The sequence below is a fragment of the Alkalispirillum mobile genome (assembly GCF_003664325.1).
In the GTDB taxonomy this organism is placed as follows: domain Bacteria; phylum Pseudomonadota; class Gammaproteobacteria; order Nitrococcales; family Halorhodospiraceae; genus Alkalilimnicola; species Alkalilimnicola mobilis.
In genome coordinates, this window is sequence record NZ_RCDA01000001.1 from 210077 (window position 1) to 226402 (window position 16326).

Here is a 16326-nt window from a genome sequence, read left to right on the forward strand (position 1 = left end):
GCTCGGGGGTTCAGACCCGGCGGGCCTGCTCGGCCGCATTACCAATATAGCCTGCCGGGGTCATCTGCAGCAGCTCGGTGCGGGCGGCCTCCGGGATGTCCAGCTTGCCAATGAACTCTTGCAGCGCCGGCCCGGTGATGGCGCGGCCGCGGGTGAAGGCTTTGAGCTGTTCGTAGGGTTGCTCCAGGCCGTGCCGGCGCATGACCGTCTGCACCGCCTCGGCCAGCACCTCCCAGGCGGCGTCCAGGTCCTCGGCGAGGCGCTGGGGGTTGGCCTCCAGCTTGCTCAGCCCCTTGCGCAGGCTTTGCAGCGCAATGACCGTGTGGCCGATACCGGTGCCCAAGGTGCGCAGGACCGTGGAGTCGGTCAGGTCCCGCTGCCAGCGGGATACGGGGAGCTTGCGCGCCAGGTGCTCCAGCACGGCGTTGGCAACCCCCAGGTTGCCCTCGGCATTCTCGAAATCGATCGGGTTGACCTTGTGCGGCATGGTGGAGGAGCCCACTTCGCCCTCCACCAGGCGCTGCTTGAAGTAGCCGAGGGAGATGTAGCCCCAGACATCGCGGCTGAAGTCGATGAGCACCGTGTTCACCCGGGCCAGGGCGTCGAAGGCCTCGGCGATGTAGTCGTGCGGCTCGATCTGGGTGGTGTAGGGGTTCCACTCCAGGCCAAGGCCCTCCACGTAGCGCTGGGACAGGCCGGGCCAGTCGAGCTGTGGATAGGCGGAGAGGTGGGCGTTGAAGTTGCCGACCGCGCCGTTGATCTTGCCCAGCACGCTGACTTCGGCCAGCTGTTCGCGCTGGCGACGCAGCCGGTGCACCACGTTGGCGATCTCTTTGCCCAGGGTGGTTGGCGATGCCGTCTGACCGTGGGTGCGGGAGAGCATCGGCTGCTCGGCGTGTTCGTGCGCCAGGGCGCGCAGCTGTGCGATAACCTCGTCGAGCAGCGGCAGCAGCACCTGGTCGCGGCCCGTTTTCAGCATCAGCGCGTAGGCCAGGTTGTTGATGTCCTCAGAGGTGCAGGCAAAGTGCACGAACTCGCGGATTGCAGCCAGTTCCGGCTGTTCAGCCAGCCGCTCCTTGATGTAATACTCGACGGCCTTGACGTCGTGGTTGGTGGTGGCCTCGTAACGCTTGACCCGTTCGCCGTCCTCCACGTCGAAGGTGTCGATCAGCTCCTGCAGGAAGGTGCGCGCCTGCGGGGAGAGCGCCGGCACCTCGGGAATGTCCGGATGGGCGGCCAGGGCCTCCAGCCAGCGCACTTCCACGATGACCCGGTGGCGGATCAGCCCGAATTCGCTGAAGATCGGCTGCAGATCGCTCGTTTTGTTGCCGTAGCGTCCGTCAACGGGGGAAATGGCGGTCAGGCGGGTCAGCTCCATGGTGGCCTCTTCTGTCTCGATTGGTCTGCTGTTCAGGAGTAGGGGGATCAAGCCGCCAATTGTACTGCGCCCAGTGCACAACTGCATCCGGGCCCTGAATCCGCGGGCAAGGCCCGCCAACAGGGTGGCGTACAGGCCTACACTGGTAGGCAGTCAATCCAGGCGGCCGGCCCGGTGCCGGCCCCGACCTGTCAGCGGGAGGTTGCACAGATGAGCAAGCAGGGTTTCCGCATCGAGAAGGACAGCATGGGCGAGTTGCATGTGCCGGAGTCAGCACTCTGGGGCGCACAGACCCAGCGTGCGGTGGAGAACTTCCCGGTCAGTGGGCTGTGTATGCCCCGGAGCTTCATCCGCGCCTTGGGCCTGATCAAGGGTGCCGCGGCCCGCGCCAACTGCGAGCTTGGCCTGTTGGCCCCGGACATTGCCGAGGCCATTGCCGAGGCCGCACGCGAGGTGGAGCAGGGCGATCACGACGGGCAGTTTCCGGTGGATGTCTTCCAGACCGGCTCCGGCACCAGCAGTAACATGAACGCCAACGAGGTGATTGCCCGGCTCGCCAGCGAGCGCCTGGGGCAGCCGGTGCATCCGAACGATCACGTCAACATGGGCCAGAGCAGCAACGACGTGATCCCCACCGCCATCCACGTCAGCGCCTGCCTGGCACTGCACGAGCAGTTATTGCCCGCGCTGGTGCACCTGGAGAAGGTGACCCGCGACAAGGCCGATAGCCTGCAGGCGCAGGTCAAGACTGGCCGCACCCACCTGATGGATGCCATGCCGGTGAGCTTTGCCCAGGAGTTGGGGGGCTGGGCGACGCAGGTGGGGCAGGGGGCTGAGCGCGTCCGGAGCAGTCTGCCGCGGCTCGAGGCGCTGGCCCAGGGTGGGACCGCCGTGGGCACCGGCATCAACGCCGAACCGGGGTTTGGCGCCCGGGTTGCCGCGCTGATCGGCGAGCGAACCGGGGTGCCCTTTACCGCCTGCTCCGATCGCTTCGAGGCCCTGTCCAGTCAGGACGCCGCGGTGGAGATGCATGGCCAGCTGCGCACCCTGGCCGTGAGCCTGATGAAGGTCGCCAACGACCTGCGCTGGATGAACAGCGGCCCACTGGCCGGCCTGGGTGAGATCGCACTGCCGGCGTTGCAGCCGGGCAGTTCCATCATGCCGGGCAAGGTGAATCCAGTGGTCCCGGAGTCGGTGGCCATGGTCTGTGCCCAGGTGATGGGTAATGACACCACGCTCACGGTGGCCGGGCAGTCGGGCACCTTCCAGCTCAACGTCATGTTGCCGGTGGTGGGGTACAACCTGCTGCAAAGTATCGGGCTGCTGGCCAATGCCAGCCGACTTCTGGGCGACAAGGCGATTGCCGGCTTCACCGTCAACGAGGCGCGTATCGCCGAGGCGTTGGACCGCAACCCCATCCTGGTCACCGCCCTGAATGCCGTGATCGGCTACGAAAAGGGCGCGGAGATCGCCAAGACGGCTTACCGGGAGGGGCGTTCCATCCTGGAGGTGGCGCGAGAGCACACCGACCTCTCGGAGGCGGACCTGCAGCGGCTGCTGGACCCGGCCGCGTTGACGCGGGGCGGCATCCAGAAATAGCCGCCCGTGGCCCGGTGGGGCACCGGATCAGCCGGCTTGCCGATCGTAGCGGGCGAACAGTTGGCCCGCACGGCCATCCCCCTCCGGGTCGAAGTAAAGATGCGCCAGGTCAAAATCGGCCGGTGGGTCCAGTAACGGCCCTTCGGTAATGGTGGCGTAGTCCGCGCCCCCGGTGATGCGTAACCGGTGGGTCAGAAAGAGCGTGTCCAGCACGCCGGCGCGCAGCAGTTCGTGCATGACCCAGGGACCGGTCACCGAGTAGGCGCGGCGGTAGCCCTGCTCGGCCAGCCGCTGCATCATCAATCGGGCGTCCACCCGGGGCCCGGGGCCGCAGTCGAGCAACCGGCCGCCCTGCCGTTCAAGGCGGGCCCGGCCCTCGGCCGGTGCACTGCTCACTGTCGCGACCCAGACCCGCCGGCCCTGTTCCAGGAGCAGTGCCGGCAGCTGGAAGTCCAGGCTGGCGCTCATCACTACCACGTCGGGTTGCGGCGCTTGGCCCTGCTGATCCCGCCATTTCACCAGGTCCGTGAAATCATGCCCCAGGGGCAGGATATCCTGCGCGCGACCGGCTTTAAGGTCGCGAAAATAGCGCCCGCTGCTGATCAGGATGTCAGCCCGCGCGGCGAGCTCCTGGAAAAGGCGCCAGTCCCGGGGGTTGGCAATGGTCCCGGGCACTGCCTGGGCGGGCAGGCCGTCACCGAGGGCAATGCGTCCGTCCATGCTGGTGACGAAGTTGCCGTAGACAAACAGCCCTTCGCCGACGGGCAGCGGCAGGTCCCGGTAAAGGTGGGTCAGTTGGACCGGTTCCGGATGGGTGGGGGGGTATAAGGGAATCAGCCTGTCCGTCATCAATCTGCAGAAGCTCCGTGCGCTGTCTGGGTTGGGGGCCTGATAGCCGACCGAAAACCAGAGTATACTGTTCCACGCTTCGGCTGGAGATGGATGATGATAGACGTACTCCTCGTGGACGATCACCGCCTGGTGCGCACCGGCGTGCGGCGCATCCTGGAGGCGGTGCCCGATATCGAGGTGGTTGGCGAAGCCGGTAGCGGCGAGGACGCCCTGGAGTTGACCCGCTCCTTCCGTCCCGACGTGGTGCTGATGGATCTGAATATGCCCGGTATGGGCGGGCTCGAGTCCACGCGCAGGATGCTCGCCTGCGTGCCTGACGTGAAGGTGGTTGTGCTCACCATGCATGAGTCGGGGCCCTTCCCGACTCGGGTGCTGAAGGTCGGAGCGCGTGGCTTTCTGAACAAGGACTGCTCGGAACAGGAGATCCTTGACGCTATCCGGACTGTAGCCGCCGGCCGGCCCTACGTCTGCGGGGCCGCCGCCCACGCCCTGGCGCTCAACGGCACCGGGAGCAATGATCTATTCACCCATCTCACGAAACGCGAGTTCCAGGTCCTGTTGATGATCGCCCAGGGCAGCACCTCCCGCGAGATCGCGGAGAGCCTGTGCGTTTCGGGCAAGACCGTGAGTACCTTTCGGCACCGGCTTTACGAGAAGCTGGGCGCCAATAGTGACGTGGAACTTGCACATCTGGCCATAAGAAACGGAATTGTGGAAGGATTTTGAGCTGCACCCAGCCCTTTGACCCCGACTGCCGGCGCTGCCCGCGCCTGGCCGGCTTCCTCGACGAGGTGGCTGAGTCTAACCCCGACTACCACGCCCGGCCGGTGCCTTCTTTCGGCGATCCGGACGGCCGGCTGCTGGTCGTCGGCCTGGCGCCGGGTATGCATGGCGCCAATGCCAGCGGTCGGCCCTTCACCGGTGACCATGCGGGTATCCTGCTTTACCAGACGTTATACAACACGGGATTTGCCAATCAGCCCCGGGGCGAGCACCCGGACGACGGACTGGCGCTTATCGGCTGCCGGATCACCAACGCGGTACGCTGCCTGCCACCCGCGAACAAACCGACTCGCCAGGAGGTGCGTAACTGCCTGCCCTACCTGCGCCATGAGCTGGAGTCCGTGGGGGAGGGGGGCGTGGTGTTGGCGCTGGGCCGGGTCGCCCACGAGGCCGTGCTGCTGGCGCTGGGAGAGAAACTGGCGGCCTGGCCCTTCGGCCATGGCGCCGAGCACGCCCTGCCCGGCGGGCTGAAGCTGCTCGACAGTTACCATTGCAGCCGGTACAACACCCAGACGCGGCGCCTGACCCCGGAGATGTTTTCGGCGGTGTTTCAGCGCGCCCGCAGTCTGATCGCGGACCATGACTGACACCACCGCGCCCTTCGACCCCAAGGCCTTTGTCCGCAACCTGACCCAGCGGCCGGGCGTCTACCGCATGGTGAGCGGGTCGGGTGAGGTGCTGTACGTCGGCAAGGCGCGCAACCTGAAAAAACGGGTCTCCAGCTACTTCAACCGTTCTCAGAAGTCGGCGCGCATCGAGCTCATGCTCACCCAGGTGGAGGATGTCCAGATCACCGTCACGCACACCGAGGCGGAGGCGCTGATCCTGGAGAACAACCTGATCAAGGAGCTGCGGCCGCGCTACAACGTGCTGCTGCGGGACGATAAATCCTACCCCTGGATCTATCTCTCCTCCCACCAGGAATTCCCGCGGCTCAGTTTCCACCGGGGTGCGCGCAAGGGGCCGGGGCGCTGGTTCGGGCCCTTCCCCAGCGGTGGCGCCGTGCGCGAGACCCTGAATACCCTGCAGAAGGTCTTTTTGATCCGCCAGTGCCGCGACACCTTTTTCGCCAACCGCTCCCGGCCCTGCTTGCAGTACCAGATCAAGCGCTGCACCGCGCCCTGTGTCGGTTACATCAGTCGCGAGGACTACGAAGAGGATGTCCGCCACGCGGTGCTCTTCCTGGAGGGCAAGTCCAGCCAGGTGGTGGAGGAATTGGGCGAACGCATGGAGGCGGCCTCCGAGCGCCTGGCGTTCGAGGAGGCCGCGCACTACCGCGATCGGATTCAGGCCCTGCAGGTAGTGCAGGAGCGCCAGTACATCATCGGCGAGAAGGGGGACCTGGACGTGGTCGCCTGTGTCTCTGACGGCGTGACCGCCTGTGTCACGGTCTTTTTCTTCCGGCAGGGCCGGAACCTGGGCAACAAGGTGTTCTTCCCGAAAATCCCCGAGGGCTCGGACGAGACGGAGGTGGTGGCCGCCTTCCTTGCACGCTATTACATCGGCCGTAAATCCCCGCCGGAACTGGTGCTCAGCCACCCGATTCAGGAGCGGGCGCTGCTGGCCGAGGCGTTGTCGCGGGAGTCCGGCCACAAGGTCCGGGTCACTCACTCGGTACGCAAGGAGCGCCGCCGGTGGCTCGATATGGCGCTAACCAATGCCCGCCATGCGCTCTCCGCGCGCGCTTCCAGTCAGGCCATGGCGCTGCACCGGCTGGAGGCGCTGCAGGATGAGCTGGCGCTGCCGGCCCTGCCGGAGCGCATCGAGTGCTTCGATATCAGCCATACCCGGGGCGAGGCCACGGTGGCCTCCTGCGTGGTTTTCAACCAGGAGGGACCGCTGAAGTCCGACTATCGCCGCTTCAATATTCGTGGTATCACCCCGGGAGATGACTATGCGGCCATGCGGCAGGCGCTGAGCCGTCGGTACCAACGCCTGAAAAAGGGTGAGGGCATACTCCCCGATATCCTGCTGATCGATGGCGGGAAGGGACAGGTGGCCCAGGCCGAGGCGGTGCTGGAAGAATTGCAGGTGGACGATGTTTACCTGCTGGGCATCGCCAAGGGGCCGGAACGACGGCCCGGCGAGGAGACCCTGATACTATCGGATGAAGCTGGGCGGAGCGTGACCCTGGGCCCGGACTCGCCGGCACTGCAACTGCTGCAGCAGGTGCGGGACGAAGCACACCGTTTCGCCATAGCGGGCCATCGCAACCAGCGGGGCAAGGCGCGCAGTCGGTCGGCGCTGGAGGATATCCCCGGGTTGGGGCCGAAACGGCGGCAGGCCCTGTTGCGGCATTTCGGCGGCGTGAAGGCGATCGCCCGCGCAGGTGTCGAGGACCTGGCCCGGACACCCGGGATCAGTCGGGCATTGGCCGAGAAGGTTTACGATCATTATCACGGAGAGTCTGGATAAAACCATGCAGTTGAATTGGCCCAACGCGCTCACCCTGTTCCGCATCGCGCTGATCCCGGTGCTGGGGCTCTGCTTTCTGCTTCCCGCGCCCTGGCTGAATGTGCTTGCGGTGGTGGTGTTCAGTGCAGCGGCCATCACCGATTGGCTCGACGGTTACCTGGCGCGGCGGCTCGGGCAGACCTCCGCCTTCGGCGCCTTCCTGGACCCGGTGGCGGACAAGTTGATGGTGGCGGTGGCGTTGGTAGCCCTGGTGGCGGTTAACCCGGGGCCCTGGCTGGCTGTGCCGGCCAGCATCATTATCGGCCGTGAGATCGCCGTTTCGGCCCTCCGGGAGTGGATGGCTAACCTGGGTGCGCAGGCGAGCGTGGCCGTGAGCATGGCCGGGAAGGTAAAAACCACGGCGCAGATGGCCGCTATCATCATGTTGTTGTACGGGCAGTCCCTGGGGCCGATCCCGCTGTTCGATATCGGGGTTGTGCTACTTTACGTGGCGGCGGCCCTGACGGTATACTCCATGGCGCTGTATTTGAGGGCCGCCTGGGAGCAATTGGCGTAAGCCGGCAGAAGCCGCAGCCAGCCCTGGCAAAGCCGAAACGGCCCACAACAAGGGTTGACACGGTTTCTTAAGGCTGTACAATACGCACCCACAACGCAGCGGGAATAGCTCAGTTGGTAGAGCACAACCTTGCCAAGGTTGGGGTCGCGAGTTCGAGTCTCGTTTCCCGCTCCAAGCATCAGGAAGCCCCGGCCAGACCGGGGCTTCTCTCGTTATGGCCCCCGGAAACCCGCTTCACCGCAGCGGGGTGGGGCCAGGCGGCCCCGCCCGGCGGGGCTCGCAATTTGGCCCCCGGGCTGATATTATTTGCTCCGCAAAGGCTAGGTGGCAGAGTGGTGATGCAGCGGCCTGCAAAGCCGTGTACCTCGGTTCGATTCCGGGCCTAGCCTCCATCTTCTCCTACTCGACTCTCCGGCCCCGGGGCCCTCCCCAAAGGGCTGCGCCCGCCCGGATGGCGGAATTGGTAGACGCAGGGGACTTAAAATCCCCCGGCTTTTAGCCGTGCCGGTTCAAGTCCGGCTCCGGGCACCATCCCCCGATCGCTTAGGCCCTGATTGTCCCATGCGATTAAGCCCCGCTTTCCTCTCCCTGTTCATGCTTCTCCTGCTGGTTGGCTGTGCCGGGGGGCGCGTGGGTGCGTTTGAGGCCCAGACCAACGCCTGGCTCGGGCAACCAGTAAACGACCTGGTGGAGGCCCTGGGCGAGCCGACGGGCCGAACCGAGCTGACTGAGGGTGAGACAGTCTGGCGCTGGTCGGGGACCGTACCGAGCCGTCGGGCGATCTTCGATGACACCAGCTACAGTTGCCAACTGCATGTCCATGTGGTGGATGGCCTGGTGCAACGTATACGTTACGTGGCGGTGGGTGATCGCATCCTGGAGGGTCCCGAGGCGAACTGCCGACAGGTCTTCAGCGGCCTGCTCTGAATCGGCCGCTATAATCAGGCGCATCGGGGTGGCGGGCTTCAGGCTGGTCCCGGTGACGCCAGGGCTGCAGGGGTAAGCACGTGCTGGAACTGGCAACGGTTGCCTTCGCGACCTTCTTCATCACCATCGGACCGGTGGATGTGGCATTCGTCTACGCCGCGCTGACCGCCCACCTGGGCATGAGCCAGCGGCGGCGCATGGCCATCCGGGGTACCCTGCTGGCCACGTGCATGCTGCTGCCCATCCTGTTCTTTGGTGAAGCGACTCTGAGTTGGTTGGGTATCAGCTTCCCCGCGCTGCAGACCGCGGGGGGTATCCTGCTCCTGTTGATCGCCATCGACATGGTCTTCGCCCGCATGTCGGGTGGGGTCTCGGCCACTGAGGAGGAGACCCGCGAGGCCATGAGCCGGCAGGATATCTCGGTTTTTCCCCTGGCCACCCCCTTGATTGCCGGGCCCGGGGCCATGGGGGCCGCCGTACTGATGATGGGGCGGGCGGGGGATGACTGGGCCGCGCAAGGGGTAGTGCTGGCGGCCCTGCTCACGGTATTGGCGCTGATGCTGGCCTGCCTGCTTATTGCAGTGCAGATTCAGCGTTTCCTGGGGACCACGGGGGCCCACGTGCTGACCCGTGTCTTCGGTGTGCTCCTATGCGCGCTGGCCATCCAGTTTATCTTCGACGGGCTGGCGGACAGCGGTTTGCTTAATTGAGCGGCCGGCGTTCGCCCCGCGTGGCTCTCAACAGCAGGCGGTCCATCCAGCGGGTGGATAGCACGCGCCGCAAGACCCCAAACAGCCAGGTCGGCAGCGTCACGTAGTACCGGGGCCGGGGGTGGGGGCCTCCAGGGCGTGGATCAGTTTGCGGACGACCGCGTCGGCCTCCAGGGTAAACGGCGTGCCAGCGCCCTGACCGGCCAGCCGGGCCTCCACCGCGCGGTACGTCTCGGCATGGGCGCTTCGCTCCAGGTTGATATGGCGTCGAAACGCCGCGTGCGCATTCTCCCGGAAGCGGCTCGTGATCGGCCCGGGCTCGATCAGGCTGATGTGAATCCCGGTGCCGGTCAGCTCCTGGCGCAGGGTATCCGTTAACCCCTCCAACGCGAACTTGGAACAGACGTAAGCGCCGCGGTAGGGCAGCGCGGCAAACCCCAGCACGGAGCTGTTCTGCACGATACGCCCGTGGCCCTGCGCCCGCATCACCGGGATGACGCGCCGGGTCAGCTCATGGGTGCCGAGCAGATTGGTTTCCAACTGAGCCCGCAAGACCGCGCGAGTCAGGTCCTCGACGGCGCCGGGTTGGCCATAGGCACCATTGTTGAACAGCGCGTCCAGACCACCGCCGGTACGGGCGAGAACCCACGCCAGCGCACCCTCGATGCTGGCGTCATCATCCAGGTCGAGTGTTACCGCCTCGAACCCTTGTTCGCGGAGGCGCGCCACGTCCGTTGCCTGGCGGGCGGTCGCGAACACCCGCCACCCCCGCGCACGCAGGGTGGTGGTGGCCGCCAAGCCGATGCCGCTGGAGCAGCCGGTGATCAGGATGCTGCGTGGCGCTGGCGCAAGGTCTTGGGTCATCTCACAGCACCCCCATGCGCAGCACCGCCGCCATGAGCATCAGGGTGCCGGTGGTGGCGATGATCAACCCGCCGGTGCCCTGGACCAGCGCGCGGACGGTGTGGGCGTGACGGGCAAGCAGGTCGCCCCAGCGGCTGCGGGTCACGGACGCAACGGTGGCCCCGCGCAGCCACTGACTGCCCGTTGCAAAGAAGCTCAGGGTGAGCGCGGTGCCCAACGCCATGGCCAGAGTAGCGGCGATACCGACGGGGAACAACCCGACCGCGAGGGTGAAAAGCAGTAGGCCCAGGGCACCGGAGCAGGGCCGTACGCCCACGGCGACCACCATGGCCAGCAGACCGCGTCCGGCGGTCGGCGGCTTATCACCGTGGCAGCAGGGTGAGCGCACACCGCCGATAATGGCGCGTGCCAGCAGTGTCAGGCCGAGCAAGGCGAGCAGGCCGTACGCTATGGCCTCAATGGCCGCAGCCTGATCCAGCAGGCGTGTCACGGTGCTCCCCAGCACCCAAAGGATCAGCGTCACGGTCACGATGGCTGAGAGGGCCTGGAGCAGGGCGATGCCGGAACTGGCGAGCAACGCCGAAGGCCACCGGCCCGGGTTCGCCAGGTACCAGGCACTGATCACCACCTTGCCGTGGCCGGGCCCGGCCGCGTGAAACAGGCCGTATAGAAACCCGATGAGGATGATGATGGGGGCCGCCGCCCCGGACTGGGAGGCTGCCTGTAACTGCCCCCGGAGGCTGTGGTTCATCTCGGACTGGGTGCGCGCCAGCCACCCGATCAGGTCCGTGACCAGCCAGCCCGTATGGGCCCGGGCAGGCGCCGGCGATTCCGCTCCGGCCAGGCCGGCGCGGCCAGCGGTGGCCGCGGCCGGATCGCGTTCGGTGGCCCGCAGGTTTGCGCAAAGGTCCTCCGCCCTCTCGGCACTCCCTCCGGGCAGGTTGGTAGCCAACACCCGGCAGGCGTTCTGTCCGGCGATGTTCCGGACATCCTGCTCGGTGAAGGGGTCCGGGCGCTGACGCAGGACCGCCGTGAGGACATCCAGATTGCTGACCTCGATCAGAGGGGTGACCGACCCGTCGTAGTCCGACCCCAGGGCCACGTGGCGGCTCGGGTCGGAAAGGCCGGCGTCCCGCCCCAGCTGCATGATGTGCGCCATGGTGTCGGCAATGCGCCAGACACTGGGGCCGATGGCTTGGGGCCAGTAGCCCACCCCGACGACCCCATCGTTGGCCAGAACGACGCGGATATCGTCGTCACTGAGGTTGCGGTCGGGGCGGCAGGGTGGTTCGCAGTTGGCGCGCACCCCGGTGTGGGAGATCACGAAAGGCTGATCCAGCAAATCCCCGGCATCGCTCAGCCCGTCGCTCGAGATGTGCGCAAGATCGACGGTGATCCCGAGCGATTCGGCCTTTGCCAGTGCAATACGGCCGTGCTCGGTCAAACCGTAGCGTGCGTAGCCCTCATTGGAGCCGGACAGGGCGTTGTCAAAGCGGTGGGTGGGGGCAAACATGCGCACCCCCGCGTCGAACAGCGCCTGGATCTCCTCCTCGACATCGGCGCGGCTGCTGCCGGTGCCGCCTATCCAGTGTCCCCCCTCAATGCCGAGAAACCCGCCGATCACGTCCTTGCCCGCCTCGCGGTCGGCGACCAGCGCCTCCAGGTCTGCAAAGTCCAGGATCAGACGGAGTTCGGTGCCCTCACCCTCGCCGGCCCGGGCACGGGCCACGGCGTCGTGATAGCGGTCGATCTGGTAGTAGGCGCGCTCCCGGAGGCTGAACATGGGCCGCCCTTGCAGAAAGGAGAGCAGGGTGTTGGTGTCGGGGCTGCGAGCGCTCAGGGAGTCGCTCCAGGGCATTCGCAGGGGGCTCTTGGTCACGATGGTAAAGCCCTGCAGGGCGACATTGCCTTCGCGCAGACGGGGTACGTCCGCGTGCCCGAACATGGAGCGCTCCAGCAGATCGCGTTCCCACTTGAGGGTGTCGGCATGCAGGTCAACGATGAACATGGACTGGTGCAGATGCCGGTCCGCTGCCGTGGGCTCGGGGGCATCCGGGTCGGTGCCGTACGGGTTCATCATTCGGTCGTACTGCCCGGCCAGGTAATAGAGGCCTGCCGCATAATGGTTGTAGGCGTAGTACCCGCCAAACAGCAGGACGGCGATGATCAGGAACAGCGTGATGCGTTCGCGCACAGCGACCTCGACGATCAAGAATGGAGTACGGTGCCACCGGCGAGCCGTATAGGCCGCAGCCAGCCTGCTGCAGGTCCTTAGTCTGCATCGGCCAACCGCCTCGCTGCCACCCCGGCCGCCGGATTCGACGGTCCCCGGGGCTCCCCGTTTCGGTTATGCTGACGGCGATGAGCACGCGCGAGGACAAGGGCGAGCGGCCGGTGCCTGCGGGCCTGATCACCCAGGCGCCGTCCGAACAGGGACGGATGTGGGCGCTCAGAGTCCTCTGGCGCTTCCTGGCGAGGCATCGGGTGCGGTTCTGGCTGGCCGTGATGGCTTTACTGGTGGCGGCCGGCAGCGTACTGGCGCTCGGTCAGACGCTGCGCCTGGTGGTGGATCGCGGCTTTCTCGATGATGACCCGGCGCAGCTCAACCTGCTGTTGCTGGTGACCATGGGGGTCATTCTGCTGCTCGCCGTGGCATCCGCGCTGCGGTTCTACCTGGTTTCCTGGATCGGCGAACGGGTGGCGGCGGACCTGCGCCAGGCGGTGTTCGACCACGTCACCCGTCAGCCCCCCTCGTTTTTCGAACTCAACGGGGTTGGCGAGATCCAGTCGCGGTTGACCACCGACACCAGCGTTTTACAGACCATACTGGGCGCCTCCTTTTCGATTGCCGTGCGCAATGGGTTGCTGCTGATCGGTGCCCTGGTGTTGCTGTTTATCACCAGCCCTCGGCTGACCGGCCTGGTGCTGGCTACCCTGCCACTGGTGCTTGGGCCGGTGGTTTTCTTCGGCCGGCGGGTGCGACGGCTCTCCCGCGCCAGCCAGGATCGCGTAGCCGACGTGGGCAGTTTTGCGGGCGAGACGCTGCACGGGATACGCACCGTCCAGGCTTTTTGCCACGAGGCGGTGGACCGGCAGCGGTTCCGCCGGCATGTAGATCACGCCTTTGACACGGCGGTGCTGCGGGTGCGGCAACGGGCCTGGTTGGTCGGGATGGCGCTGATACTGGCTTTCAGCGCCGTGGGGCTGATCCTCTGGCAGGGTGGGCACGATGTGCTGGCCGGGCGGATGACTGCCGGAGAGTTGGCCGCGTTCGTCTTTTACGCCGTGCTCGCCGCCGGCGCGACCGGTGCGGTATCCGAAGTTTCCGGGGAGCTGTTCCGCGCCGCTGGTGCCACCGAGCGCCTCACGGAACTGCTCAACAGCCGCCCTCAGATCCGGGCGCCGGCGCGGGCGCAGAAGCTGCCGCGCCCCGTCCGCGGGGCAATCCGGCTTGAAGAGGTAGGCTTCGCCTATCCGGGGCGCCCCGAACGCCCGGTGCTCTCAGGGGTTGATCTGCACATCGAACCCGGCGAGCGCGTTGCACTGGTCGGCCCCTCGGGCGCGGGGAAAAGCACGCTGTTCGCGCTACTCCTGCGCTTCTATGATCCGGACCGGGGTCGGGTGTGTCTGGATGATATCGACCTCCGCGAGTTGGACCCGGCGGATGTGCGCAGCGCCATCGGGCTGGTAGCCCAGGAGACCACGCTGTTCACCGGTACCGCCTGGGAGAACATCCGTTACGGGCGGGAGGACGCGGACGATGAGGCGATCGTGAAGGCGGCGGAGGCCGCGCACTGCATGTCCTTTCTATCCGCCTTGCCCCAAGGGCTGGAGACGCCCCTGGGGCCCGGCGGCGTCCAGCTCTCGGGGGGGCAGCGCCAGCGTATCGCGATTGCCCGAGCGATTCTGCGGGACCCGGCACTGCTGCTTCTGGACGAGGCAACAAGCAACCTGGATGCGGAGAGCGAGTCGCGAATCCAAGTGGCACTGGAGCAATTGATGCGCGACCGGACCAGTCTGGTCATCGCTCACCGGCTGGCCACGGTGACTGCAGCCGACCGCATCCTGGTGATGCAGGATGGGCGGCTTCAGGCCCAGGGCACCCACACGGAGCTGCTACGGAGCAGCCCACTCTATGCCCACCTGGCGGCGTTGCAGTTTCCGGACAGTCGGGGTTGAGTCGCGCTACCAGGCCAGCCACTTGCGGCACTCACGCAGGGCATCGTTGTACAGCGTATCCGGGTCGCAGTGGGCCACGTCCCACTCCCGTGCCAGGCCGTCACTGGTGACATGCACCGTGCTTCGGCGTGGCCGCTCGGGGCGTCCGTGCAGTGCCGGGAACGCGAACGAGGGACGCTGGTAGAGCCGTCCCTCCACCACGTAGATCGGCAGTTCCTGCTGGTCCCGCACCAGGCAGAGGCGGGCACCCTGGCGCGTGCGCTCGGCGCGCACCGGGTGGCCCTCTTCGGCCAGCGCTGCCTGCACCGCCTTGAGTGCCGGCATGACCATCTCGTCCATGCACTGCTCCAGCTCGGCCTCGGCCTCATCCAGTACCTCGGTGGCGCGCGCCCGGTCCTTGAAGCGTTCCCGCCTGATCAGCCAGTGGCGAACCGGCCGGGGCCAGAGTTGGAGCCAGCGCCCCGGTGCACGCAGCCCCGGGCCTTCCCCCACCGGGCGTTCCCGCTGGCGCCTCTCGCGCAGGTAGCGGGCCAGCCAGTCCAGCCTTGGTTCGGGCATCCGGCTGATCTGCTGTTCCTGGGCCGCGTCGACGCGCAGTGCGGTCCACAGCCCCCATGCTATCAACAGCAGGACGATGGAGAGGGGGAGGGCGGCAGTCAGGGTGGCGGTCTGCAGGGCCTGGAGACCGCCGGCGAGGAGGAGCACCGCGGCGGCCGCCCCCGTCAGCACGCTCCAGAAGAGCTTCTGCAATAGCGGGGGATTCGGGTTGCCTCCAGAGGAGAGGATGTTCATGACCAGCGCCCCCGAGTCCGCGGAGGTGACGAAGTAGCCGACGATCACGGCGGTGGCCAACGGGATCGTGATAGCGGCCACCGGCATGGACTCCAGCATGGCGAACAGCGCCCGGGAGTTGTCCGCCTGGACGATCGCCCCCAGCTGCCCCGCCTGCATCTCCAGTTGCAGGGCGGAGATGCCGAAAATGCTCATCCAGAGAAAGGTGAACCCGGTGGGTACCAGCAGGGTCCCGAGGATGAACTCGCCGACGGTGCGGCCACGGGAGACCCGGGCGATGAACATGCCGACGAAGGGGCACCACGAGATCCACCAGGCCCAGTAGAACAGCGTCCAGCCCGCCTGCCAGTCCTGCCCGCGAAAGACATCGGTGCGCAGGGTCAGCTCGATCAGTCCCTGGACGTAGCTGCCCACGGTCTGGAGCAGCCCGTACAGGACCATCACCGTCGGACCGAAGGCGAAGACGAACAGCATCAGCAGGGTGCCGAGGAAGAGGTTGGCCCGGGAGAGGAGGCGGATGCCATTGTTCAGGCCGCTGAGCACCGAGATCGTGGCAATCCCCATGATCACCGCGATCAGGATGACCTGATTGCGGGTCGAGATGGCCAGCAGGTCTACCTGGGCCAGCCCGGCGTTCACCTGCATGACGCCCAGCCCCAGCGAGGTGGCCACCCCGAGGACTGTCCCGATCACCGCAAGGCTGTCCATGACATCCCCGGCAGCGCCGTTGATGCGTTCGCCGATCAGCGGGTAGAGCGCGGAGCGCAGGGACAGGGGCAGGTCGTGACGGTAGGAGAAAAACGCCAGGGCCAGCGCGACCACGATGTACACGGCCCAGGGATGCAGCCCCCAATGATAGAAGGTGAGCCGCATTGACTCATTGGCTGCCGCCGGCGTGCCGCCTTCACCGTGCGGCGGCTCCAGGTAGTGCAGCAGCGGCTCGGCCACCCCGTAGAACAACAGCCCGATGCCCATGCCGGCCGAAAACAGCATGGCAAACCAAGAGAGATAGGTGTACTCAGGCTGTGAATCCTGGGGACCGAGCCGAAGGCGCCGGAAGCGCGGGTGCAGCAATACCGCCAGTACGAAGACCAGGAGTGCCGCGACGGCGATGGTATAGACCCAACCGAACTGGTGGATCAGCACCCGATTCAGTTGCTCCATCGCCCGCCCAACGGGCTCGGTCCACACGGCACCGCTGATGACCAGCGCCAGCACGATGCCCGCAGAGGGGAGAAAGACCCGCGGATTCATGGCGCCCCCGGCGCGCG

General features: G+C 66.5%; 12 protein-coding genes, 3 tRNA genes and 1 pseudogene. 11 read left to right on the forward strand and 5 right to left on the reverse strand.

The genetic code is table 11. The features are described 5' to 3' along the window. Positions 1 to 10: 10 nt before the first annotated feature. Complete coding sequence (purB, locus tag DFR31_RS01080; protein WP_121440820.1) at positions 11 to 1378, reverse strand: adenylosuccinate lyase; 1368 nt, start codon at positions 1376 to 1378, stop codon at positions 11 to 13. Positions 1379 to 1588: 210 nt separating this feature from the next. Here purB and DFR31_RS01085 point away from each other — a divergent pair, with 210 nt between their 5' ends. After that, entirely contained in the window at positions 1589 to 2977 is a 1389-nt protein-coding gene (locus DFR31_RS01085; RefSeq protein ID WP_121440821.1) for a class II fumarate hydratase, read from the forward strand. Between the two features lie 27 nt (positions 2978 to 3004). Here DFR31_RS01085 and DFR31_RS01090 read toward each other — a convergent pair whose 3' ends face one another. Continuing rightward, positions 3005 to 3826: a RibD family protein gene (locus DFR31_RS01090; RefSeq protein WP_121440822.1), complete on the reverse strand. Its 822-nt coding sequence runs from the start codon at positions 3824 to 3826 to the stop codon at positions 3005 to 3007. Between the two features lie 96 nt (positions 3827 to 3922). On the opposite strand from DFR31_RS01090, the gene DFR31_RS01095 reads away from it, so the two are divergent. The 9 genes from DFR31_RS01095 (at position 3923) to DFR31_RS01135 (ending at position 9220) form a co-directional block, all read left to right on the forward strand. Then, positions 3923 to 4555: a response regulator gene (locus DFR31_RS01095; protein ID WP_121442122.1), complete on the forward strand. Its 633-nt coding sequence runs from the start codon at positions 3923 to 3925 to the stop codon at positions 4553 to 4555. Continuing rightward, positions 4552 to 5199 carry a uracil-DNA glycosylase gene (locus DFR31_RS01100; protein WP_425452490.1) on the forward strand — a complete coding sequence of 216 codons (648 nt, stop codon included), beginning with the start codon at positions 4552 to 4554 and terminating at the stop codon, positions 5197 to 5199. Before DFR31_RS01095 ends, DFR31_RS01100 begins: the two co-directional genes overlap by 4 nt. Further along, a complete protein-coding gene (uvrC, locus tag DFR31_RS01105) occupies positions 5192 to 7027 on the forward strand; it encodes an excinuclease ABC subunit UvrC (RefSeq protein ID WP_121440824.1) in 1836 nt (611 codons plus the stop codon). The genes DFR31_RS01100 and uvrC overlap by 8 nt, the downstream gene beginning before the upstream one ends. 4 nt (positions 7028 to 7031) lie before the next feature. After that, the gene (pgsA, locus tag DFR31_RS01110) at positions 7032 to 7583 is read left to right on the forward strand and encodes a CDP-diacylglycerol--glycerol-3-phosphate 3-phosphatidyltransferase (protein WP_121440825.1); all 552 of its coding nucleotides are present in this window, start codon (positions 7032 to 7034) and stop codon (positions 7581 to 7583) included. Between the two features lie 98 nt (positions 7584 to 7681). After that, positions 7682 to 7757 (forward strand) — tRNA-Gly (locus DFR31_RS01115). Between the two features lie 144 nt (positions 7758 to 7901). Then, positions 7902 to 7975, forward strand: a tRNA-Cys gene (locus DFR31_RS01120). Positions 7976 to 8028: 53 nt separating this feature from the next. Beyond that, positions 8029 to 8114: transfer RNA gene (locus DFR31_RS01125), tRNA-Leu, on the forward strand. A 30-nt stretch (positions 8115 to 8144) separates the two neighbouring features. Continuing rightward, positions 8145 to 8510, forward strand: coding sequence for a hypothetical protein (locus tag DFR31_RS01130; protein WP_121440826.1), 366 nt, complete (start codon positions 8145 to 8147; stop codon positions 8508 to 8510). Positions 8511 to 8590: 80 nt separating this feature from the next. Further along, positions 8591 to 9220 carry a MarC family protein gene (locus DFR31_RS01135; protein ID WP_121440827.1) on the forward strand — a complete coding sequence of 210 codons (630 nt, stop codon included), beginning with the start codon at positions 8591 to 8593 and terminating at the stop codon, positions 9218 to 9220. Here the strand turns inward: DFR31_RS01135 and DFR31_RS01140 are convergent. Together DFR31_RS01140 and DFR31_RS01145 are read right to left on the reverse strand one after the other, a co-directional pair. Further along, positions 9213 to 10084: pseudogene (locus DFR31_RS01140) on the reverse strand (SDR family NAD(P)-dependent oxidoreductase). The gene DFR31_RS01135 and the pseudogene DFR31_RS01140 overlap by 8 nt on opposite strands. 1 nt (position 10085) lies before the next feature. Beyond that, positions 10086 to 12278, reverse strand: coding sequence for a HoxN/HupN/NixA family nickel/cobalt transporter (locus DFR31_RS01145; protein WP_147436916.1), 2193 nt, complete (start codon positions 12276 to 12278; stop codon positions 10086 to 10088). 167 nt (positions 12279 to 12445) lie between these two features. Between DFR31_RS01145 and DFR31_RS01150 the strand changes: the two genes are divergently transcribed. After that, positions 12446 to 14263, forward strand: coding sequence for an ABC transporter transmembrane domain-containing protein (locus DFR31_RS01150; protein ID WP_342767641.1), 1818 nt, complete (start codon positions 12446 to 12448; stop codon positions 14261 to 14263). 6 nt (positions 14264 to 14269) lie between these two features. On the opposite strand, the gene DFR31_RS01155 is transcribed toward DFR31_RS01150, so the two are convergent. Continuing rightward, entirely contained in the window at positions 14270 to 16309 is a 2040-nt protein-coding gene (locus DFR31_RS01155; RefSeq protein ID WP_121440829.1) for a BCCT family transporter, read from the reverse strand. Between the last annotated feature and the right edge of the window lie 17 nt (positions 16310 to 16326).

Bases quoted from the DNA above. Each gene is read 5' to 3' on its own strand.
- DFR31_RS01085 (WP_121440821.1), top strand. From the start codon at position 1,589: ATGAGCAAGCAGGGTTTCCGCATCGAGAAGGACAGCATGGGCGAGTTG.
- DFR31_RS01150 (WP_342767641.1), top strand. From the start codon at position 12,446: ATGAGCACGCGCGAGGACAAGGGCGAGCGGCCGGTGCCTGCGGGCCTG.
- DFR31_RS01095 (WP_121442122.1), top strand. From the start codon at position 3,923: ATGATAGACGTACTCCTCGTGGACGATCACCGCCTGGTGCGCACCGGC.
- DFR31_RS01155 (WP_121440829.1), bottom strand. From the start codon at position 16,309: ATGAATCCGCGGGTCTTTCTCCCCTCTGCGGGCATCGTGCTGGCGCTG.
- pgsA (WP_121440825.1), top strand. From the start codon at position 7,032: ATGCAGTTGAATTGGCCCAACGCGCTCACCCTGTTCCGCATCGCGCTG.
- DFR31_RS01090 (WP_121440822.1), bottom strand. From the start codon at position 3,826: ATGACGGACAGGCTGATTCCCTTATACCCCCCCACCCATCCGGAACCG.
- DFR31_RS01130 (WP_121440826.1), top strand. From the start codon at position 8,145: ATGCGATTAAGCCCCGCTTTCCTCTCCCTGTTCATGCTTCTCCTGCTG.
- purB (WP_121440820.1), bottom strand. From the start codon at position 1,378: ATGGAGCTGACCCGCCTGACCGCCATTTCCCCCGTTGACGGACGCTAC.
- uvrC (WP_121440824.1), top strand. From the start codon at position 5,192: ATGACTGACACCACCGCGCCCTTCGACCCCAAGGCCTTTGTCCGCAAC.